Source organism: Kocuria aegyptia, from assembly GCF_039530085.1.
GTDB classification, from domain to species: Bacteria; Actinomycetota; Actinomycetes; order Actinomycetales; family Micrococcaceae; genus Kocuria; species Kocuria aegyptia.
This window is the reverse complement of record NZ_BAAAOA010000029.1, coordinates 113926-131038: the sequence shown is the minus strand read 5'-3', so window position 1 is coordinate 131038 and position 17113 is coordinate 113926. Positions and strand designations below refer to the sequence as shown.

General features: G+C 75.5%; 15 protein-coding genes. 6 read left to right on the top strand and 9 right to left on the bottom strand.

Translation table 11 applies throughout. The features are described from left to right. Positions 1 to 16 precede the first annotated feature (16 nt). The 5 genes from ABD220_RS12450 to ABD220_RS12430 are packed head-to-tail and all read right to left on the bottom strand — an operon-like array spanning position 17 to position 5817. Complete coding sequence (locus ABD220_RS12450) at positions 17 to 1198, bottom strand: prenyltransferase (protein WP_344123036.1); 1182 nt, start codon at positions 1196 to 1198, stop codon at positions 17 to 19. Beyond that, positions 1195 to 1551, bottom strand: a complete 357-nt coding sequence (locus tag ABD220_RS12445) for a lycopene cyclase domain-containing protein (protein WP_344123034.1) — start codon at positions 1549 to 1551, stop codon at positions 1195 to 1197. The genes ABD220_RS12450 and ABD220_RS12445 overlap by 4 nt, the downstream gene beginning before the upstream one ends. Beyond that, complete coding sequence (crtI, locus tag ABD220_RS12440; RefSeq protein ID WP_344123032.1) at positions 1548 to 4034, bottom strand: phytoene desaturase family protein; 2487 nt, start codon at positions 4032 to 4034, stop codon at positions 1548 to 1550. Before crtI ends, ABD220_RS12445 begins: the two co-directional genes overlap by 4 nt. Next, the gene (locus tag ABD220_RS12435; RefSeq protein WP_344123030.1) at positions 4031 to 5149 is read right to left on the bottom strand and encodes a polyprenyl synthetase family protein; all 1119 of its coding nucleotides are present in this window, start codon (positions 5147 to 5149) and stop codon (positions 4031 to 4033) included. Before ABD220_RS12435 ends, crtI begins: the two co-directional genes overlap by 4 nt. A gap of 47 nt (positions 5150 to 5196) precedes the next feature. After that, the gene (locus tag ABD220_RS12430; RefSeq protein ID WP_344123028.1) at positions 5197 to 5817 is read right to left on the bottom strand and encodes a MarR family winged helix-turn-helix transcriptional regulator; all 621 of its coding nucleotides are present in this window, start codon (positions 5815 to 5817) and stop codon (positions 5197 to 5199) included. A 38-nt stretch (positions 5818 to 5855) separates the two neighbouring features. Here ABD220_RS12430 and ABD220_RS12425 point away from each other — a divergent pair, with 38 nt between their 5' ends. After that, positions 5856 to 6626, top strand: a complete 771-nt coding sequence (locus tag ABD220_RS12425; RefSeq protein ID WP_344123027.1) for a glycosyltransferase family 2 protein — start codon at positions 5856 to 5858, stop codon at positions 6624 to 6626. Continuing rightward, the gene (locus tag ABD220_RS12420) at positions 6623 to 7288 is read left to right on the top strand and encodes a DUF2238 domain-containing protein (RefSeq protein ID WP_344123025.1); all 666 of its coding nucleotides are present in this window, start codon (positions 6623 to 6625) and stop codon (positions 7286 to 7288) included. The genes ABD220_RS12425 and ABD220_RS12420 overlap by 4 nt, the downstream gene beginning before the upstream one ends. Positions 7289 to 7454: 166 nt before the next feature. On the opposite strand, the gene ABD220_RS12415 is transcribed toward ABD220_RS12420, so the two are convergent. The 3 genes from ABD220_RS12415 to ABD220_RS12405 form a co-directional block, all read right to left on the bottom strand. Continuing rightward, complete coding sequence (locus ABD220_RS12415) at positions 7455 to 9581, bottom strand: S8 family serine peptidase (protein WP_344123023.1); 2127 nt, start codon at positions 9579 to 9581, stop codon at positions 7455 to 7457. A 227-nt stretch (positions 9582 to 9808) separates the two neighbouring features. Further along, a complete protein-coding gene (locus ABD220_RS12410; protein WP_344123022.1) occupies positions 9809 to 11458 on the bottom strand; it encodes a S8 family serine peptidase in 1650 nt (549 codons plus the stop codon). A gap of 178 nt (positions 11459 to 11636) precedes the next feature. After that, positions 11637 to 12059, bottom strand: a complete 423-nt coding sequence (locus ABD220_RS12405; protein WP_344123020.1) for a DoxX family protein — start codon at positions 12057 to 12059, stop codon at positions 11637 to 11639. A 125-nt stretch (positions 12060 to 12184) separates the two neighbouring features. Here ABD220_RS12405 and ABD220_RS12400 point away from each other — a divergent pair, with 125 nt between their 5' ends. From ABD220_RS12400 to ABD220_RS12385, 4 genes are all read left to right on the top strand, one after another. Next, entirely contained in the window at positions 12185 to 12796 is a 612-nt protein-coding gene (locus ABD220_RS12400) for a malonic semialdehyde reductase (protein ID WP_344123018.1), read from the top strand. Between the two features lie 93 nt (positions 12797 to 12889). After that, a complete protein-coding gene (locus ABD220_RS12395) occupies positions 12890 to 14056 on the top strand; it encodes a type III polyketide synthase (protein ID WP_344123016.1) in 1167 nt (388 codons plus the stop codon). Between the two features lie 9 nt (positions 14057 to 14065). Beyond that, positions 14066 to 15292: an NAD(P)/FAD-dependent oxidoreductase gene (locus ABD220_RS12390; RefSeq protein WP_344123014.1), complete on the top strand. Its 1227-nt coding sequence runs from the start codon at positions 14066 to 14068 to the stop codon at positions 15290 to 15292. 102 nt (positions 15293 to 15394) lie between these two features. Further along, a complete protein-coding gene (locus ABD220_RS12385) occupies positions 15395 to 15628 on the top strand; it encodes an SRPBCC family protein (RefSeq protein WP_344123012.1) in 234 nt (77 codons plus the stop codon). Positions 15629 to 16219: 591 nt separating this feature from the next. Here ABD220_RS12385 and ygiD read toward each other — a convergent pair. After that, complete coding sequence (ygiD, locus tag ABD220_RS12380) at positions 16220 to 17098, bottom strand: 4,5-DOPA-extradiol-dioxygenase (protein ID WP_344123010.1); 879 nt, start codon at positions 17096 to 17098, stop codon at positions 16220 to 16222. Between the last annotated feature and the right edge of the window lie 15 nt (positions 17099 to 17113).

Below are 17113 nucleotides of genomic sequence, written 5' to 3'. Positions count from 1 at the left end.
CGGTCGGGGCGGCCGGTCAGCGGGCGAGCTCCCACGCCCGGAGCAGCAGCAGCGTCACGAGGACCCCGGTGAGGTAGTTGAGCCACAGGAACCGCCGCCAGCCCCGGTGGGCGCGCTCGCAGCCGGCGTCCGTGATGGTCAGGAACGGCACGAGGTTGGCGAGATAGGGCAGCACCAGGAAGGACGCCACCGGCCCGGGCCAGGGGGTCAGCAGCAGGAGCACCCCGGCGGCGAGGTAGAACGCCGCGGCGGCCCACACCGTGGCCCGGGCGCCCAGGACCGTCGCGATCGAGCGCAGCCCGCCCTCCCGGTCCGCCTGGACGTCCTGGACGGCCCCGAACGCCTGTGAGGCCATCGACCACAGGAAGAACCCGGCGCACAGGGCCACGAGGCCCGCCGACCAGTCCGCTCCGGCGAGCACGAGGCCGTAGACCGCCGGGGACACGAAGTGGGTGGCGGAGGTGGCCGAGTCCAGGAACGGGACCTCCTTGAAGCGCAGCCCCCCGAGGCTGTAGGCCGCCACCGCGAACAGGCCGGCCACGAGCACCCCCGCCGCGGCGGCCCCGCCCGCCAGGAACAGGTACGCCAGGAACGGCAGGGCCGTCAGCACCGATCCCACGAGGATCATCCGGTGCTCGGACCGGTCCACGAGCGCGCCCTCGGCCCCGCCCTTGCGAGGGTTGCGGAGGTCGGACTCGTAGTCGAAGACGTCGTTGATCCCGTACATCAGGAGGTTGTACGGGAAGAGGAAGAACAGCGTTCCCAGCACGAGGCTCAGGTCCACCCGGCCGGTCGTCAGGACGTAGGCCGCCGCGAAGGGGTAGGCGGTGTTGACCCAGGAGACCGGCCGGGACGTGGCCACGAGGGTGCGCACGGTGGCGGTGAGCCGGCCCCGCTCGGCCAGTCCCCACCACAGCGAGGGCAGCAGCAGCAGCGCCGCCAGCGGGTAGGCGAAGTCCTCGACCGGCACGAGGCCGATCCGCAGCTCCGTGATGTGCCCGGCCCCGTAGTCGAAGAACCCGGCGGCGATCATGAGGTTGTCGAACACGGCCGTCAGCACCGCCAGCACCGCGAAGGAGATCCCGAGCACGGCCAGGGCCCGGCGCCGCGGCGGCGCCGGGGAGGGCCGGCGGACCAGCAGGGTGGCCGGGGTCAGGGCGAGCGCGAGGAAGACGGGGATGACGAGGGCGTAGGTCACGGGGTGCCCGCCTCCCGGCGGTCCGGAGCGCCCGCCGCGGAGCGGCGCGCCAGCGCCTTCTCCGTGAGCCGGACCAGGTTCATGGTCAGGTAGCAGAGGAACACGAGGAACACGACCTCCTCGACGGGGATCTGCGGGGCGACCATCCAGCCGGTGGCCCAGGCGCTCGGGCTGTGCAGGAAGATCCCGAGGCTGACCCCGGCGACGTCCCAGGCGAGGAAGAACAGCAGGCCCGCGAGCAGCACGAGGCCCGCCCGGCGGGGGTCCTGGGCGAAGAACAGTCTCTCCCGCACGTCGAGGAGCACCATCCCGGCCAGGCTGAACAGCAGGAATCCGAGGTAGACGAAGCTCATCCGCGCGGCACCAGGGGTTCTGCCAGGGGGCCGGTGGAGGTGTCCCCGCGCAGGTCCTTGAGCAGGATCTCCGCGCTGATGAGGCACATGGGCAGTCCGATGCCGGGGATGGTGGAGGCCCCGCAGTAGTGCAGGCCGGCGACCTTGCGGCTGCGGTTGGCCCCCCGGAAGAAGGCGGACTGCTTGAGCACGTGGGCGGGTCCCAGCACGTTGCCGCGCCAGGCGTTGAGGTCCCGCCGGAAGTCCTCCGGTCCCACGGTGTGGCGCACCACGATGCGCTCCCGCAGATCCGGCACGCCGGCCCACGCCGCGACCTGGTCGATCACCTGGTCCGCGACGGCCTCGACCCGCGGGGAGCCGGTGCCGTCCGGTCCGCCCGCGCCCAGCGCGGGGTCGGCGGGGACCGGGATCAGCACGAACAGGTTCTCGTGCCCCTCCGGGGCCACGCCGGGGTCGGTCGCCGAGGGCTTGCACACGTAGACGGACGCGGGGTCCGGGACGCTCGTGGGCTCCTCGAAGATCGCCCGGAAGTTCGTGTCCCAGTCCTCGCTGAAGAACAGGCTGTGGTGCGGCAGCTGGGGCAGCTCCCCCCGCACCCCGAGCATCACGAGCACCGCGCCGGGGCCGGTCTGGCGCCTGTCCCAGTACCGCTGCGGATAGCTCTGCAGCTCCCGCGGGAGCAGCACGGTCTCGGTGTGGTGCAGGTCCGCGGCCGAGACGACGACGTCCGCCGCGAGCTCGTGCTCCGCCCCGTCCGCGTCCCGCCACACGACGCCGGTGGCCCGCACCGGGCCGTCGGCGGCCGGGGAGGTGCTGATCCGCACCACGTCCGCCCCCGTGCGGATCCGTGCCCCGTGGGCGAGGGCGAGCCGCTCGACCGCCTCGACGACCCGGCGGAACCCGCCCCGCGGGTACTGCACGGAGTCCGTGAGGTCCATGTGGCTCATGAGGTGGTACAGCGACGGCGTCATCCGGGGCGCGCTGGCCAGGAAGACGGCGGGGTAGCCGAGCACCTGCCGCAGCCGGGTGTCCTGCACGGTGCCGGCGGCGAAGTCGTGCAGCGAACCGGTGAGGTGCCGGGCGAGCGCCGGCAGGCCCCGCACGACCGGCCCGGTGAGCAGCGGCGTGAACGAGGCGTAGGAGGTGTAGAGGAAGTGGCCGACGGCGAGCTCGTAGGTCCGCTTCGCCGAGGCCAGGTACGCGCGGATCCGCGCGCCCGCGCCGGGCTCCACCGACTCGAACAGCGCCACGGTGTGCTCGAGGTCCGAGCGGATGTCGATCGGCTGCTCGTAGTGCTCGCCCCAGACGCGGTACGCGGGGTCGAGGCGGAGCAGCTCGAGCTCCTCGGCGGCGCTGGATCCCATGAGCCGGAAGAAGTGGTCGAAGACCTCGGGCATGAGGTACCAGGAGGGCCCGGTGTCGAAGCGGAAGCCGTCGCGCTCGAGCCGCCCAGCGCGCCCGCCCGTCGTCGACCCTCGCTCCAGGACGGTCACGTCCCAGCCGTCCTTCGCGAGCAGGCCGGCGACGGCGAGCCCGGCGATCCCCGCCCCCACCACCACGGCGTGCCGTCCCCGGGGCCCGGTGGGGCGGCGGCGGGTCCGCGCCCTGACCACGGCGGCCGCGGCGAGCCCGGCCTTGCGGGGGTTCGGCACGCGGATGCGGGAGCTCAGCAGCCCCCGGGCGGGGGTGGCGCGGATCCGCACGGAGAGCTCCCGGAACAGGTCGTGGGCGGCGAGGACGGCGGCGCGGGAGGACGCGGGGAGGTCGTCGATCACCGCGCGGGCGGCCGCGAGGTCGGCGTCGATGTCGTCGAGGAGGCGGTTCTTCTCGGTCTCGGAGAACGCCCCGGGCTCCACGCCGGGGAAGTACACGCGGCCGAGCTCCCCGTAGTCCTCGGCCAGGTCGCGCAGGAAGTTGACCTTCTGGAACGCCGCGCCCAGCCGGCGGGCCCCCGCCACGAGCTGCGCCCTGCACTGCTCGGGCACGGGGCGGCCGGCCAGGAAGACCTGCAGGCACATCAGCCCCACGACCTCGGCCGAGCCGTACACGTACTCGTCGAGGGAGTCGGCGCTGTGCCGGTCCGCGCTGAGGTCGGCGCGCATCGACGCGAAGAACGGGCGCACCAGGTCGCGGCCGATCCCCGCGTGGCGGGCCGTGCGGGCGAAGGCGTGCACCACGAGGTTGCTGCTGAAGCCGCGCTCGATCGCCGCGTACGTCTCCTCCTCGAGGCCGTCCAGCAGCTCCCGCGAGCCCTGGGGCGGGACACCGGCGCCGGCGCTGGCGCCGTCGACGATCTCGTCGGCGATCCGCACCAGGGCGTAGACGGCGTAGACGTGCGGTCGGACCTGCGGGCCCAGCAGCCGGCAGGCGAGGCCGAAGGAGGTGGAGTAGCGGCGGATGACGGTGGCGGCGGCCTGCCGGGCGGTGTCGTCGTACCGGGCGGCGGCCTCGGCCGGTGACCCGGTGTGCTGGGCGGCGGTCACCGGATGCGCTCCGTGGCCCCGGCCACGATGCGGCGCAGGTCCTGCTCGAGGGACGCGGGCAGCCCCGCGGTGTCGAGCAGGGCCAGGGCCTCGTCAGCGCACTCGGCGACCATGTCCTCGACCTCCTGCCGCGCCCCGCACTGCTCGAGCAGGTCACGGGCCCGCAGGGCCTGCTCGCTGCTGATCTCGTGGCGGCCCAGGATCGCGTCGAGCTCCGCGCCGGCGGGCGTGCACTGCGCGGCGGCGACGAGCATGGTGCGCTTGCCCTCCCGCAGGTCGCTGACCGCGGACTTGCCCGTGGCCTCCGGGTCCCCGAAGACGCCGAGCAGGTCGTCCACGAGCTGGTAGGCGGTGCCCACGGTCCGGCCCAGGCGCCCGAGCACCTCCACGTCCCCGTCGGGGGCCCCGCCGAGCACCCCGCCGGCCTGGAGGGGGGTCTCGAAGGAGTAGACCGCGGTCTTCAGGCACGTGGCCGCGAGGATCTGCTCGCGGCCGGGACGGGCCCCGGGCAGCGTGTGGTCGACGTCGAGCAGCTCGCCCGCGGCCGAGGAGAACAGGGCGGCGTCGAGCAGGTCGAGCAGGCGGGGCAGCCGCTCGGGCGAGAGCCCGGAGCGGGCCACGAGCCGGTACGCGCCGGCCAGGGCGAGGTCCCCGGCGATGACGCCCACGCTGGCGCCGTACTGGCGCGCCCGGTCCGGCCCCGAGCCCGACGCGGATGCCCGGGAGGCCGCGGCGGCGTTGATGGTGGGCTGGTGCCGGCGCTGCTCGTCCTGGTCGATGACGTCGTCGTGCACGATGAGGGCGGTGTGCAGCAGCTCGAACGCCGCGCCGACGGACTCGACCACGGGCGCCGGCTCGGGCGCGGGGTAGGACCCGGCCGCGAGACGCACGAGGTGCGGGCGGATCTGCTTGCCGCCGGAGCTGAGCCGGGCGACCTCGCCCCACAGCCGGGCGAAGCCGGGGTCCACGGCCTGCGCGCGGCCGGTGGCCTCGGCGAGGAACTCCTCCAGGACGGGCGCCCGGGCAGGCTCCCTCCCGCCACCGTGCCCGGTCCGAGTCCCGGTGCCCGGACGAGCGCTCGAGAAGGACGATTCACGCGAGAAGACCGTCACCATTCCCCCATTCCACCACAGTCCTTCGAAAATCGAACCAATCATCGGCGTCAGGCCGTGCGCGGAGCCGCCCCGGGCCCCTCCGGTGCCGAGCCGGGCAGCGGCGGTGCCTCCAGCCTTGCCCCGTCCTCGGCCGGGCCCTCCCCCGCCCGGTGGCCGGCCCGGCGGACCGCCTCGGTCAGCTGGGGCAGGCGCCGCCGCAGCACGTCGATCTCCTCGTCGGTGCAGTCGTCGAGCACCGCCAGGACCTCCTCGCCCATGGCCGAGAACATCCGGCGGCCGGAGCGGTAGGCGTGCTCGGTGGCCCGGAGGCTGACCTCCCGCCGGTCGCGGGGATCGACGGTGCGCACCAGGTGTCCCGCGGCGACCAGCCGCTTGATGACCGTGGTGGTCGCCGAGCCGCTCAGCACGAGCCGGCGGGCGATGTCCCCGGCGCGGATCGGCCGGCCGGCGCGATTGGCCTGCATGACCTCGTTGAGGGCGTGGACGTCCTTGTGCGCCAGGCCGAAGCGGCGGCGGACCTGGTCCGCGTAGCGCTCGGCCTCGGTGCTGAACTGCTGCAGCAGGAAGAGCACGTCGAACCCCCGGCGCCCCTGGTGCGCGCTGCCGCCCGGCGCCCGGCCCGGCACCGCGGCGCCGGACGTGCTGGTCGTGCCCTCGTCGGACTGCATGTGCCGATTCTAGGGCGCGGGCACGAGAGAATGGGGCCATGACCGAGAGCAGAGACCAGACCGGGCCGGTGGTGTCCGTGGTCGTGCCGGCCCGCGACGACGCCGTGCACCTCGCGCGGTGCCTGCGGCTGCTCGCCGCGCAGACCCGGGCGCCGGACGAGATCGTGGTGGTGGACAACGCCTCGGGCGACGACACCGCCGACGTCGCCCGCGCCGCCGGGGCCCGCGTGGTGTTCGAGCCCGTGCGGGGCATTCCTCCCGCCGCCGCCGCCGGCTACGACGCCGCCCGGGGGGACGTGGTGATCCGCTGCGACGCGGACAGCCTCCCGGGCCCGGAGTGGATCGCGGGGCTGCTCGCGGCCCTCGCGTCCAGCCCCGACGTGGTCGCCGTGGCCGGCCCGGGCCGCTTCCACGGCCTTCCTCCCGGCGTCGACCGGCTGCTGTCCGCGCTCTACATGGGCCTGTACGTGCTCACCACGGCCGCCGCGCTGGCCCACCCTCCCCTGTTCGGCACCAACATGGCGATGCGCCGGTCCTGGTGGCTCGAGGTCCGAGACCACGTCCACCGCGACGACCCGGAGCTGCACGACGACTTCGACCTCAGCTTCCGGCTGGACCCGGCGCACCGGATCCTCTTCCGGCCGGGCCTGTCCGTGGGGATGTCCCCCCGGGCGCTGCGGGGCGGGCGCCCGGCCGTCCGCCGGCTGGCGCGCGCCTTCCGCACGATCCGGCTCAACTGGGCCGAGGAGCGTCCGTGGGAGCGGTGGCAGGCCCGGCTGGGGCACCGGCTGCGCGGGGGCCGCGCGTGAGCCGGCTCGCCCTCGCGGTGCGGTGGCTCGGCCCTCTCTCCGTGCTGCTCACCGCCCTGTTCTTCGACACTGTGGGCGCGTCCGTGATGATGCTCGTGTGCCTGGCCGTCACCATCACGTGGCGGGCGCGGCTGCCCGCGGCCCTGGAGATCGCCACGGACCTGACGCTGCTGGTCGCGGCCTGGAGCTCGGTGTTCCTGCTCTACGAGAGGTACGCGCACTGGGACCTGGTCGTCCACTTCGCGGCCACCGCGGTGCTGGCCGAGCTCGCGTTCCGCGCCCTCGAGCGCTGGTCCCGGCTCGCACCCCGCGGCCCGGTGTCCCACGTGGTCGTGGTCAGTTCCCTGGGCGCGGCGCTGGCCCTCGTGTGGGAGTACCTCGAGTTCGCCGGCTACTACCTCGTGGACCCCCAGGTGAACGTGGGCTACCTGGACACCATGGGGGATCTGGCCGCCGGCCACGCGGGAGCGGTGGTCGCCGGGATCGTCGGCACCTGGGCCCGGCAGCGGACGGACGCCTCCGGCGGCCCCCGGGCGGACGGGGACGCCGCCGACCACCCGGACCGGGCCGGTCAGCAGGACCCCACCGGGACTGCGCGCACCACCGGGACCCCGGACGCCGCCGGGAAGAGGGATCCGGGCACCACCGGGAGGCAGGACTGACCCATGTCCTGGGCGGACCTGCTCAGGTCCACCGCGCGGACGGGGGCGGCGCAGGCACGGCCGCGGCACGGCGCGGCCCTGCTCCCCCACGCCGGCCGGTGCGCATTCGCCACCGTTCCCAGCGCCCGCATCCACCGGCTCGACCGCTGAGCCGGGGCGGGTCCGCTCAGCGGTAGGAGATGGTGATCCCGCCGTGCCGGTAGCCGATCGACCCGCCCCGGAAGCGCTGGACGACCGAGTCCCCGGAACGGTGCTCCGCGGTCACCGGATAGCCCAGACGGCCCCGCTCCCCCCGGAGGTCGGCGTGGGCTCGTCCGATCGCCCCGCGTACGGGCTGCGCGCCGGTGGCCGGTGACCACAGGATCCTGCCCTGTTCGAAGGCCTGGTGCGCCCCGCCGCCGACCAGGCCGCCCCGCTCCTCGCCCAGCGGATACCCCAGGGGGCCCGCCGCCCCGCCCAGGGCCGCCCAGCGGGAGCTGATGGCGCCGCGCACGGCCGCCGCACCGGTCCCGGCGTGCCAGACGACCGTGCCCCGCTGGAAGAGCTGGTGGACGCCGCCGGCGCCGTCGCCGAATTCCCCGGTCCGGGGATAGCCCAGGGGGCCGTTGACGCCGCCGGACCGGCTCCAGGCGCTGCGCACGCCGCCGTGCACCCACCGGGCGCCCGTGCCCGCGCTCCAGTAGATGGCTCCGCGCTCGAACTCCTGGTAACAGCCGTTGTGCGCGAGGCCGCACCGTTCGTGCGAGCGCGGCGCCCCGGTGGACGTGCCGATCCGTGCGTGGAGCGCGCCGATGGCACCCTGCGTGGTGTAGCCCTCCTGGAGCGTGGCCCGGACGACGGCGGCCCTCGGGTTCACCAGTCCGGCGCCGCAGCCACCCGGGCAGGGCCCGGGCAGGGGCCGGGCCGTGGCGATCAGGACCTCCCGGACCTGGGCCGGCGAGAGGGACGGGTCCGTCTCACGGACCAGGGCCACGACCCCGGCGACCGTGGGGCTGGCCATCGAGGTGCCGTACTTGTAGGAGTAGCTGCCGCCGCCCGGCCGGGTGCTCCCGGCGTTGGCGGTGGACAGGACCTGGCGGGAGGGGTCTCCGCCCGGGGCGGCCAGCGTGACCCTGCCCCAGTTGGAGTACTCGGCGCGGGCGCCGTGGGCGGTGGTGGCGGCTACGGTGATCACCCCCCGGCAGTTGGCCGGGGACTCCATCCTGGCGTCGCGGTCGTGGTTGCCCGCCGCCACGACCACGCTCGCCCCGCGGGACAGGGCCCGGTCGACGGCCTCCTGCAGGACGGCCGGGCACGTGCCGGACAGGAAGCCGAGGCTGAGGTTCACCACGGTCGCCGGGTGGGGGTTCAGCGGGACGGCGTCGATGTCGTCGCCGGCTGCCCAGGCGATCGCCACGGCGATGTCGGACACGTACCCGTCCCCGCAGGCCCCGAGGGCGCGCACCGGCAGGAGCTTCGCGCCGTGGGCGACACCGGCCACGCCGGTCGCGTTGTTGCCGCGCGCCGCCGCGATGCCCGCCGTGTGCGTGCCGTGCCAGGAGGAGGACCTGGCGGCGGACCCGGGCCCGCACTCGCCGGGACCGGCGTAGTCCCCCTCGTCCCGTGGGTCCGGGTCCCAGCCGTCGCCGTCGCGGGAGTGGCCCGGCTGCACGCCGCCGGCGTGCAGGGAGACGAAGTCGTGGCCGGGCAGGACGTTGGCGTCCAGGTCGGGGTGGGGCGTGATCCCGGTGTCGACGACCGCGACGGTCTGGCCGCTGCCGGTGGCCCGGTCCCATGCGCTGGGCAGGTCGAGGCCCGCCGCCGTGGGCTGGAGGTTCCACTGCGACGTCCTGTAGTAGGGGTCGTCGGGCACCCCGGCGATGCTCGCGAGGTGGTCCGGCTCGGCGTACTCGACGGCCGGGTCCTCCTCCAGGGCGGAGGTCAGGATCTCGAGCTCCTGCGCGTCGAGGAGCTCGTCCGCCGCCACGACCTTGGCCGAGTCCACGGTCCCGCTGATCTCGTCCAGCAGGGGCGCCGGTTCCTCGTGCTCGCCCGCCGCCGCCGCGCCGCGCGGCGCGATCCGTTCGGCGGCCTCCGCGTAGATGCGCTCGCGGATCCGCGGGGCGGGCTCCGCGCCGTCCTTGAACTTCACGACCACCCGGTCGGTCGCACCGGGGCTCCGGGATCCCTCCGCCGCGGGCGCGTGCGTGCTCGGCCCGGTGACCTCCGTCGGGACGGCCGCCGCGGGTGCCGCGGCACCGACGAGGATCAGGACCAGGGCGGCCGCCAGGGCGCGGCCGTGGAAGGACGTCATGGACTCTCCAGCCGGTGGGGGTCAGCGCGCAGCCCGGAGCTGCAGCGCACCGACCACGGGAAGCGGGGAGTCGGCGCCGCTGCGCTCAGCGTACGGAGCGGTTGCTTTTGTTACCGAATGGGAAGATCCATGTATTTCGTTGTACCGCTGGCCCTCCGGAGGGACGAGCCGGGGACGACGGCGCCGCCCACCCCGCGGAGGTGGACGGCGCCGGGTGGACCGGGGAGTCAGCGGGCGGAGGCAAGCTCCCACCACCGGGTCGACAGGACCTGATGCCAGCGGGCGCCGTGACCGGCGTCCCAGACGATCCACCCGTTGGCGAACTCCTGGAAGCAGGGCGTGCCGCCCAGAGCGCACAGCTCCCGGGAACGGGCCTCACCGGTGGTCGTGCTGATCTTCCGGTGCAGCGCCCCGATGCCCCCCCGGGTGGCGAAGGGCTCGCCGCCCTGCACCGCGATCAGCGCGGAGACCGGGTCCACGATGCCGGCGCCGCACCCGGGAGCGCATCCGCCGGGGGCCTGCCGGGCCGTGGAGGTCAGGGCCTCCCGGAGGCCCGCCACGCCGAGCTCCGGCGAGACCTCGCGGAGCAGCGCCACGGTGCCGGAGACCGCCGGCGCCGCCATGGACGTGCCGTTGTGCTGCGTGTAGGTGGGCGCGCCGAGGGCCTGGGTCCCGGTGTTGCCGGTCGAGAGGACCGGCCCGTAGGGGTCCCCTCCGGGGGCCGCGAGCGTGACCGCGCCGAAGTTGGAGTAGGCGGACAGGGCACCCGCGACGTCCGTCGCGGCGACCGAGATCACGCCGGCGCAGTTGGCCGGGGCGGACTGCGCGGCGTTGACGCCCTGGTTGCCGGCGGCCGCCACCACGGGGATCCCTCGGCCCAGGGCCTCGCTGATCGCGGACTGCAGTACTGCCGGGCACTCCCCCGGGACGCCGAGGCTGAGGTTGATGACCGTCGCGGGGTTCGGGTTGGCGGCGGCGCCGGCCACCGGGGCGCCGGCGGCCCACCGGACGCCGGCGGCGACGTCGGTGATGTACCCCTGGCTGCAGGCGCCCACGGCGCGGACCGGGAGGATCTTCGCGTCCGGGGCCACCCCCGCGATGCCCTGGCCGTTGTCCGCCTCGGCCGCGGCGATGCCGGCCGTGTGGGTGCCGTGCCAGGTGGAGTCCGGGGGCATGGTGCTGCTGGGGCACAGCGCGGCGTCGGGGTGGTCGCCCATGTCGGTCGGGTCGGGGTCCCAGCCGTCGCCGTCCCGTCCGTTCTGGGCCGTGGAGACGAAGTCGTAGCCGGGCAGGACGTTCGCGTCCAGGTCGGGGTGGGAGGTGATGCCCGTGTCCACGACGGCGATGGTCTGCCCGGCGCCGGTGGCCCGGTCCCATGCGAGGGGCATGCCCAGGCCGGCCGGGTCGTCCCACAGGTTCCACTGCAGCGCGGCGTAGGACGGGTCGTTCGGGACGGCGCTGGTGGTCGCCAGGAGGTCGGGCTGCGCGTACTCCACGGCGGGGTCCTGCTCCAGGGCGGTGGTCAGCGCCTCGAGCTCGGCGCCGGCCAGCATCCCGTCCGCACGCACCACCTGCGCACCGTCCGCGGTGACCGCGGTCTCCACGAGCCCGGTCCCCCCGGAGCGCTCGGCGGCCTGCGCGTACACCGCGTCGCGGGAGTCCCCGGGGACGTCGCCGTCCTGGAACTGCACGACGACGCGGTCGGTGGCCACCGCCGCGCCCGCTGCGGGGCCGGCCCCGGGAGCGGTGCCGGCGGCCTCGGGGAGCGGTCGGACGGCCGGGGCGGCACCGTCCACCGCTGCGGCAGAGCCGAGGGGGACGAGGGCGAGAGCGGCAGCGAGCGCGAGGGAAGCGGTGGAGCTGCGGGTGGGCGTCAAGGAATCCTCCGGCCGTCGGGACGGGAGGCGGCACGGTGCGCACGGCCCACCCCCCGATGGACTGGAGCGAGAGAGATCCCCTGCGGAACCGGAGCCCCCCGCTCCTGTGCTCTGCCCAGCGTAGAGAGGGTGTGCACGTGTGACCGAATGCGAACCCTGCGGGCCGGGCGGCGGGCGCTCAGCCCGCCCGGGCGATGCGCAGCGCTCCGGTGATCAGGGGGACCTGCAGCGGGAGCCGCACCAGCGTCACCGCCCGGCGCAGCGGGGAGCCCCGGCGGGCGCGCCAGGCCATGGTGACGTTGCCCGGCCACACGCCCACGAAGAGGGCCGCCGCCGCCCGGCCGCCGGCGCGGCGGGTGCCGGGGTGGAGGAGCATCGCGCCCACGCCGAGCTCCGCCACCCCGGAGCCCAGCGCCCAGGACCGGGGGGACCCCGGCAACGACCGGGGGATCAGCCCCTCGAACGCGGCGGGCCGGGCGAGGTGGAGCACGCCCGTTCCGCACAGGGCCACGCCCATGCGCAGGGCGCGCGCCTCGTCCGCGCGGGAGCGGGCGCCGCGGGGATCCGCACCGGACAGGAGCTGCGGGCGGCGGAGGGGCATGCGGCCAGGATATCCGGCAGGACCTGCCACGACGTGACGGACGGCACAGACCGGCCCGGCATAGATCCGCGCCCGCCTTTGTTGACATGTACACCAACGTGACCGTGCCCCCGAAAGGACACCCCATGGCCCCCGAGACCCTGCAGGACCCGCTCATCCTCGACGCCCTGGCCGCCGACCTGCTCTTCCGCGAGGCCCGCACGGCCTCCGAGTTCCTCGACGAGCCGGTGACCGACGAGCAGCTCCGCGCGGCGTTCGAGCTCGCCAAGATGGGCCCCACCGCCATGAACATCCAGCCGCTGCGCGTGACGTGGATCCGCTCCGCGGAGGCCCGGGAGCGCCTGCTCCCCCACATGGCCGAGGGCAACCGCGCGAAGACGGCCGCCGCGCCCGTCGTCGCGGTGCTCAGCTACGACGTCGACTGGCACGAGCACCTGCCCGTCGTCTTCCCGACCGCCGCCGCCAACCAGGAGATGTTCGCCGGCAACGAGGAGCTGCGCGACCGGTGGGGCCGTGACAACGCCCATCTGCAGGCCGGGTACTTCGTGCTGGCCGTGCGCGCCGTGGGCCTGGCCGCAGGCCCCATGGGCGGTTTCGACGCCCCCGGAGTGGACGCCGAGTTCCACGCGGGGACGAGCCTGCGCTCGCTGATGGTCGTGAACATCGGCGCCCCTGCCGCCCCGCGCCACGACCGGCTGCCGCGCCTGGACTTCGACGCCGCGACCACCACTGCCTGAGACCGCCCCGGGCGGGCCCGCCGTGCGCGGGCCCGCCCGGCCCCCGCGCGCCCTCCGTGGCACCTGTCGGTGCCAGGACGGATACTGGACGGGATGACGCCCGCACTCCTGTCCCTCGGCACCGCCCTCCCACCGCACGTGCTCGAGCAGACCGACGCCCAGGACCTCTACCAGGCCCAGCCCGGCACCGACCGGCTCAACGCCCGGCTGCTGCGCACGGTCTTCGGCGCCTCGGGGGTCGAGCGCCGGCACACGGTGCTCTCCGAGCTGGTCGAGGACGACGCCCGCGCCGGGTCCCCCTACATCACCACGGACGGCCGGTTCCTGGCCCCCCTGACCGGCGTTCGGAACCGGACCTACGTGGAGCGGGCTCCGGCGCTCTTCGCCGAGGCCGCGCGGGACGCCCTGGCACGCTGCCCGGGACTGGACCCCGCGGCCGTCACCGACGTGGTGACCGTCTCCTGCACCGGCTTCTTCGCCCCGGGCCCCGACTACCAGCTGGTTCGGGACCTCGGCCTCGACCCGGCTGTCCGGCGCGCGCACATCGGCTTCATGGGCTGCCACGGCGGGCTGATCGGGCTGCGCCAGGCCGCGGCCATCGCCACGGCGGACCCGGACGCCGTGGTCCTGCTGGTGGCCGTGGAGCTGTGCACGCTGCACCTGCGCCCGGCCCGGGACACCGACACGATCCGGGGGGCCGCCCTCTTCGCCGACGGCGCGGCGGCGGCAGTGGTCAGCGCGAGGAGGCCCGAGGGCGTCACGCCGCTGCTCGAGCTCGACCGGTTCCGCACCCTCGTGATCCCCGACGGCGAAGCGGCCATGGCCTGGACCATCGGCGACACCGGCTTCGAGATGATCCTCGGCGCCGCGGTGCCCCAGGTCCTCGAGGACAACATCCACACCGCCCTGGCGGCGCTGCTGGACGGGCCGGAGGGGACCGTGGACCGGGACAGCATCACCGACTGGGCCCTCCACCCGGGCGGCCGGGGCATCCTCGACAAGCTCGAGGACACCCTCGGGCTGCCACCCGAGGCCCTGCGGGAGTCCCGCGACGTCCTCGCGACGCGCGGCAACATGAGCAGCGTGACCGTCCTGCACGTCCTGCGCCAGGTGATCGACGCGGCCCCCGCGGGCGAGGCCCGCACCGTCTGCGCCCTGGCGTTCGGACCGGGCCTGACCGTAGAGTCGGCGCTGTTCACGATCCCCGCCCGGGCCGCGGCGCCGGCCGCGCAGCCGGCCCCCGCCGCCCCGATCCGCTAGGAGGTCCCCGTGGACCACGATGTCGTCGTCGTCGGCGCCGGGCTCGCCGGCCTGCAGTGCGCCCACCTGCTCGAGCGGCACGGACTGGACGTGCTGGTCCTGGAGGCCTCCGACGGGATCGGGGGCCGGATCCGCACCGACACGGTCGACGGCCACCGGTGCGACCGCGGGTTCCAGGTGCTCAATCCCGCCTACACCGAGCTGCGCCGCAGCGTGGACGTCGCGGCCCTGGAGATCCAGAGGTTCGACGCCGCGGCCGGGGTCCGCCGCGGCGACGGCATCGACGTCCTCGCGGACCCCCGGCGCGTCCCCGGCCGGCTGCCGGGGACGCTGCGCAGCCCGCTCGTGGAGCTGCGCCGGCTGCCCGCCCTGGCGGCCTGGCTCGCCCCGGGGCTGGACCCCCGCGCGCGGCGCCAGGAGCAGCGGGACCGGGCCTGGCACGAGTCGCTCGACGCCGCCGGGGTGCGGGGACCGCTGCGGGACGGGGTGCTCGAGCCGTTCCTGGCCGGCGTGATCCTCGAGGACGAGGGCCGCACCTCGGCCGCCTTCGTGCGCGAGCTCGTCGGCTGGTTCCTGCTCGGCACGCCGGGTCTGCCGGCCGGGGGCATGGGCGCGCTCCCGGCCTGGATCCACGACGGGCTCCGCGCCCCGGCCGTCCTCGACACCCGCGTGGACGTGGTGGAGCGCACCGGGAACGGGTGGACCGTGGGCGCCGGCGACGCCGCCTGGCGGGCGCCCTGCGTGGTCGTGGCCACCGAGGGCCCTGCGGCCGCCCGGCTCCTGGACCTGCCGGACACCCCCATGAAGGGCGAGGCGACCTGGTGGTTCGCGGCGGAGTCAGCCCCCTCGGAGGTCGGCTGCCTGGTCCTGCCGGGGGAGTCCGCCGGCCCGCTCATCGACACGGCGGTGGTCAGCAACGCCGCCCCCAGCTACGCCCCGGACGGCCGGGCGCTGATCCAGGCGACCGCCCTCCTGCCGCGGGGCGCCGAGCTGCCCGCCGAGGCCGACGTCCGCCGGCAGCTGGGCTCGATCTGGTCCGCCGACGCCGCAGCCTGGGACCTGCTGACCGTGCACGAGGTGCGCCGGGCGCTGCCGGAGCAGCCGCCCGGGCTCGTGACCGACCGGCCCGCCGCCCTCGGTGACGGCCTGTACGTGTGCGGGGACCACCGCACCAACGGCTCCACCCAGGGGGCACTGCGCTCCGGGCGCCGCGCCGCCGAGGCCCTGCTGGCCTGAGCCCGGGTCCCCTCCGCCGGTGGCGCCGGGCACATCCGCCGGTGCGGGACCGGCAGGCCCGGCTCCGGGGCGCACCGCGCGGCAGCGTCCTACGATGTCGCCATGACACGCAGGGACACCGCCTCGCGGGTGGAGGCCGCCCGGGCCGAGGGCGGCACCCGCGTGGACGTGCGCGCCGAGGACATCCCCGCCGGCATCTCCGCGGAGGAGCATGCGGCCGGTCTCGCCTCGTCGCCGGCGAACCTGGCCCGCCGGCTGCAGGGCCGGACCGGCCCCGGGACGGTACCTCCGGCGACGCGGCGGCCTCGAGGAGGATCCGGCGCAGCCGGGCGCTGAACCGGTCGCCGTCCGGCCCAGCGCCCGGTGCACCGCCGCCGGCGTGGGCTGGTCCTCGGTGCCGTCCCGGATCGAGCGGAGCAGCGTGACCAGCAGCCGGCAGGCCTTGCGCGAGAAGTGGTCAGCGCCCAGCCCCGGCAGCGAGATCATCGCCGCGGCGGCGGCTGCACCGACCTCGCAGAGCAGCGGGTCCCCGTCGTAGGCGCGCGGCAGGTCCGTCAGGTACACCACGAAGTCCCATCCGTGCTCGTCACGCAGCCCGCGGGCGCAGTCCAGCAGGGGGATCTCCCCCTCCGCGGTCAGGGGCAGGGTCTCGCGGCTGACCTCCACCTCCCAGACGACGTCCGGGCCGGAGTGCTCCGAGGCCGCCCGGGGCAGTGCCTCGGCCACGCTGCGGGCCACCTTGTCCGGCAGCCCCGGATCGGCGAGCACTCCTACGGTCAGTGTCCGCACATGGCCTCCTCCCCGAGCGCAGGCGGTGCCGTGGCACCGGGGGCTGCTCCGAGGAACAGCTCGACGTCGTAGCCCGAGCCCAGTCGCCGGGGAACCGGCGGACGGGCGGGCCCCGCGGGGCACCGGCGCGCGGCGGCCTCAGATGTTGGAGGCGTCCGGGGGCAGGTCGGCCGGCGGCCGGGGGGCCCCGCCCGCACCGACGGCCGGCGGGCAGTCCATGCCCAAGGTGTAGGCCGTCATCGACAGCGAGCCGTAGGAGTACCCGTCCACGAGCACGCCGGTGTCCGTGGACCCGGCCGCCCCGGCGAGCCCGGCCAGGTACAGGGACGGGATGAAGTGGTCGGGGGTGGGCACAGCCAGGTCCCAGTCGCGGTGGGCGTCCAGAGCCGCCAGCTCGACGGGATCGGTGAGGATGCGCTCCTTGGCGTCCTCGTTGAAGCGTCTCGCCCAGTCGTAGCCCTCGTCGGTGCGCGTCCAGTCCATCCCGCCCAGGTTGTGCACGATGTTGCCGCTGGTGACGATCAGCACGCCCGCCTCCCGCAGCGGCGCCAGGCGGGCCCCGAGGTCCAGGTGGTAGCCGAGGGGTTTGTCGGCGTTGATGCTCAGCTGCAGCACCGGGATCGAGGCGTCCGGGAACGCGTGGACGAGCACGGACCACGTGCCGTGGTCGATCCCCCAGCTGTCGACGTCGGCCCCGATCCAGGTGGGGTGGACGGTGTCGCTGATCTCCTCGACCAGGCCCGGCAGCCCGGGCGCCGGGTACTGCACGTCGAACAGCTCCTGCGGGAAGCCGTAGAAGTCGTGGATGGTGCGCGGGGCCGGCATCGCGGTGACCGCGGTGGCGTTGATGTACCAGTGCGCGCTCACCACGAGGATCGCCCGGGGCCGTGGCACCGAGGCCCCGAACGCCCGCCAGGCGGTGGTGTACCGATTGGTCTCCAGGGCGTTCATCGGATTGCCGTGCCCGAAGAACGCCGCCGGCATCACGACGTCCGCGCCAGGGCTCTGCGTGCTCATCCCGCCTCCTCGGCG

Coding starts and splice junctions, on each gene's coding strand:
- ABD220_RS12445 (WP_344123034.1), bottom strand. CDS start 1,551: ATGAGCTTCGTCTACCTCGGATTCCTGCTGTTCAGCCTGGCCGGGATG.
- ABD220_RS12435 (WP_344123030.1), bottom strand. CDS start 5,149: ATGGTGACGGTCTTCTCGCGTGAATCGTCCTTCTCGAGCGCTCGTCCG.
- ABD220_RS12430 (WP_344123028.1), bottom strand. CDS start 5,817: ATGCAGTCCGACGAGGGCACGACCAGCACGTCCGGCGCCGCGGTGCCG.
- ABD220_RS12425 (WP_344123027.1), top strand. CDS start 5,856: ATGACCGAGAGCAGAGACCAGACCGGGCCGGTGGTGTCCGTGGTCGTG.
- ABD220_RS12415 (WP_344123023.1), bottom strand. CDS start 9,581: ATGACGTCCTTCCACGGCCGCGCCCTGGCGGCCGCCCTGGTCCTGATC.
- ABD220_RS12405 (WP_344123020.1), bottom strand. CDS start 12,059: ATGCCCCTCCGCCGCCCGCAGCTCCTGTCCGGTGCGGATCCCCGCGGC.
- ABD220_RS12400 (WP_344123018.1), top strand. CDS start 12,185: ATGGCCCCCGAGACCCTGCAGGACCCGCTCATCCTCGACGCCCTGGCC.
- ABD220_RS12395 (WP_344123016.1), top strand. CDS start 12,890: ATGACGCCCGCACTCCTGTCCCTCGGCACCGCCCTCCCACCGCACGTG.
- ABD220_RS12385 (WP_344123012.1), top strand. CDS start 15,395: ATGACACGCAGGGACACCGCCTCGCGGGTGGAGGCCGCCCGGGCCGAG.
- ygiD (WP_344123010.1), bottom strand. CDS start 17,098: ATGAGCACGCAGAGCCCTGGCGCGGACGTCGTGATGCCGGCGGCGTTC.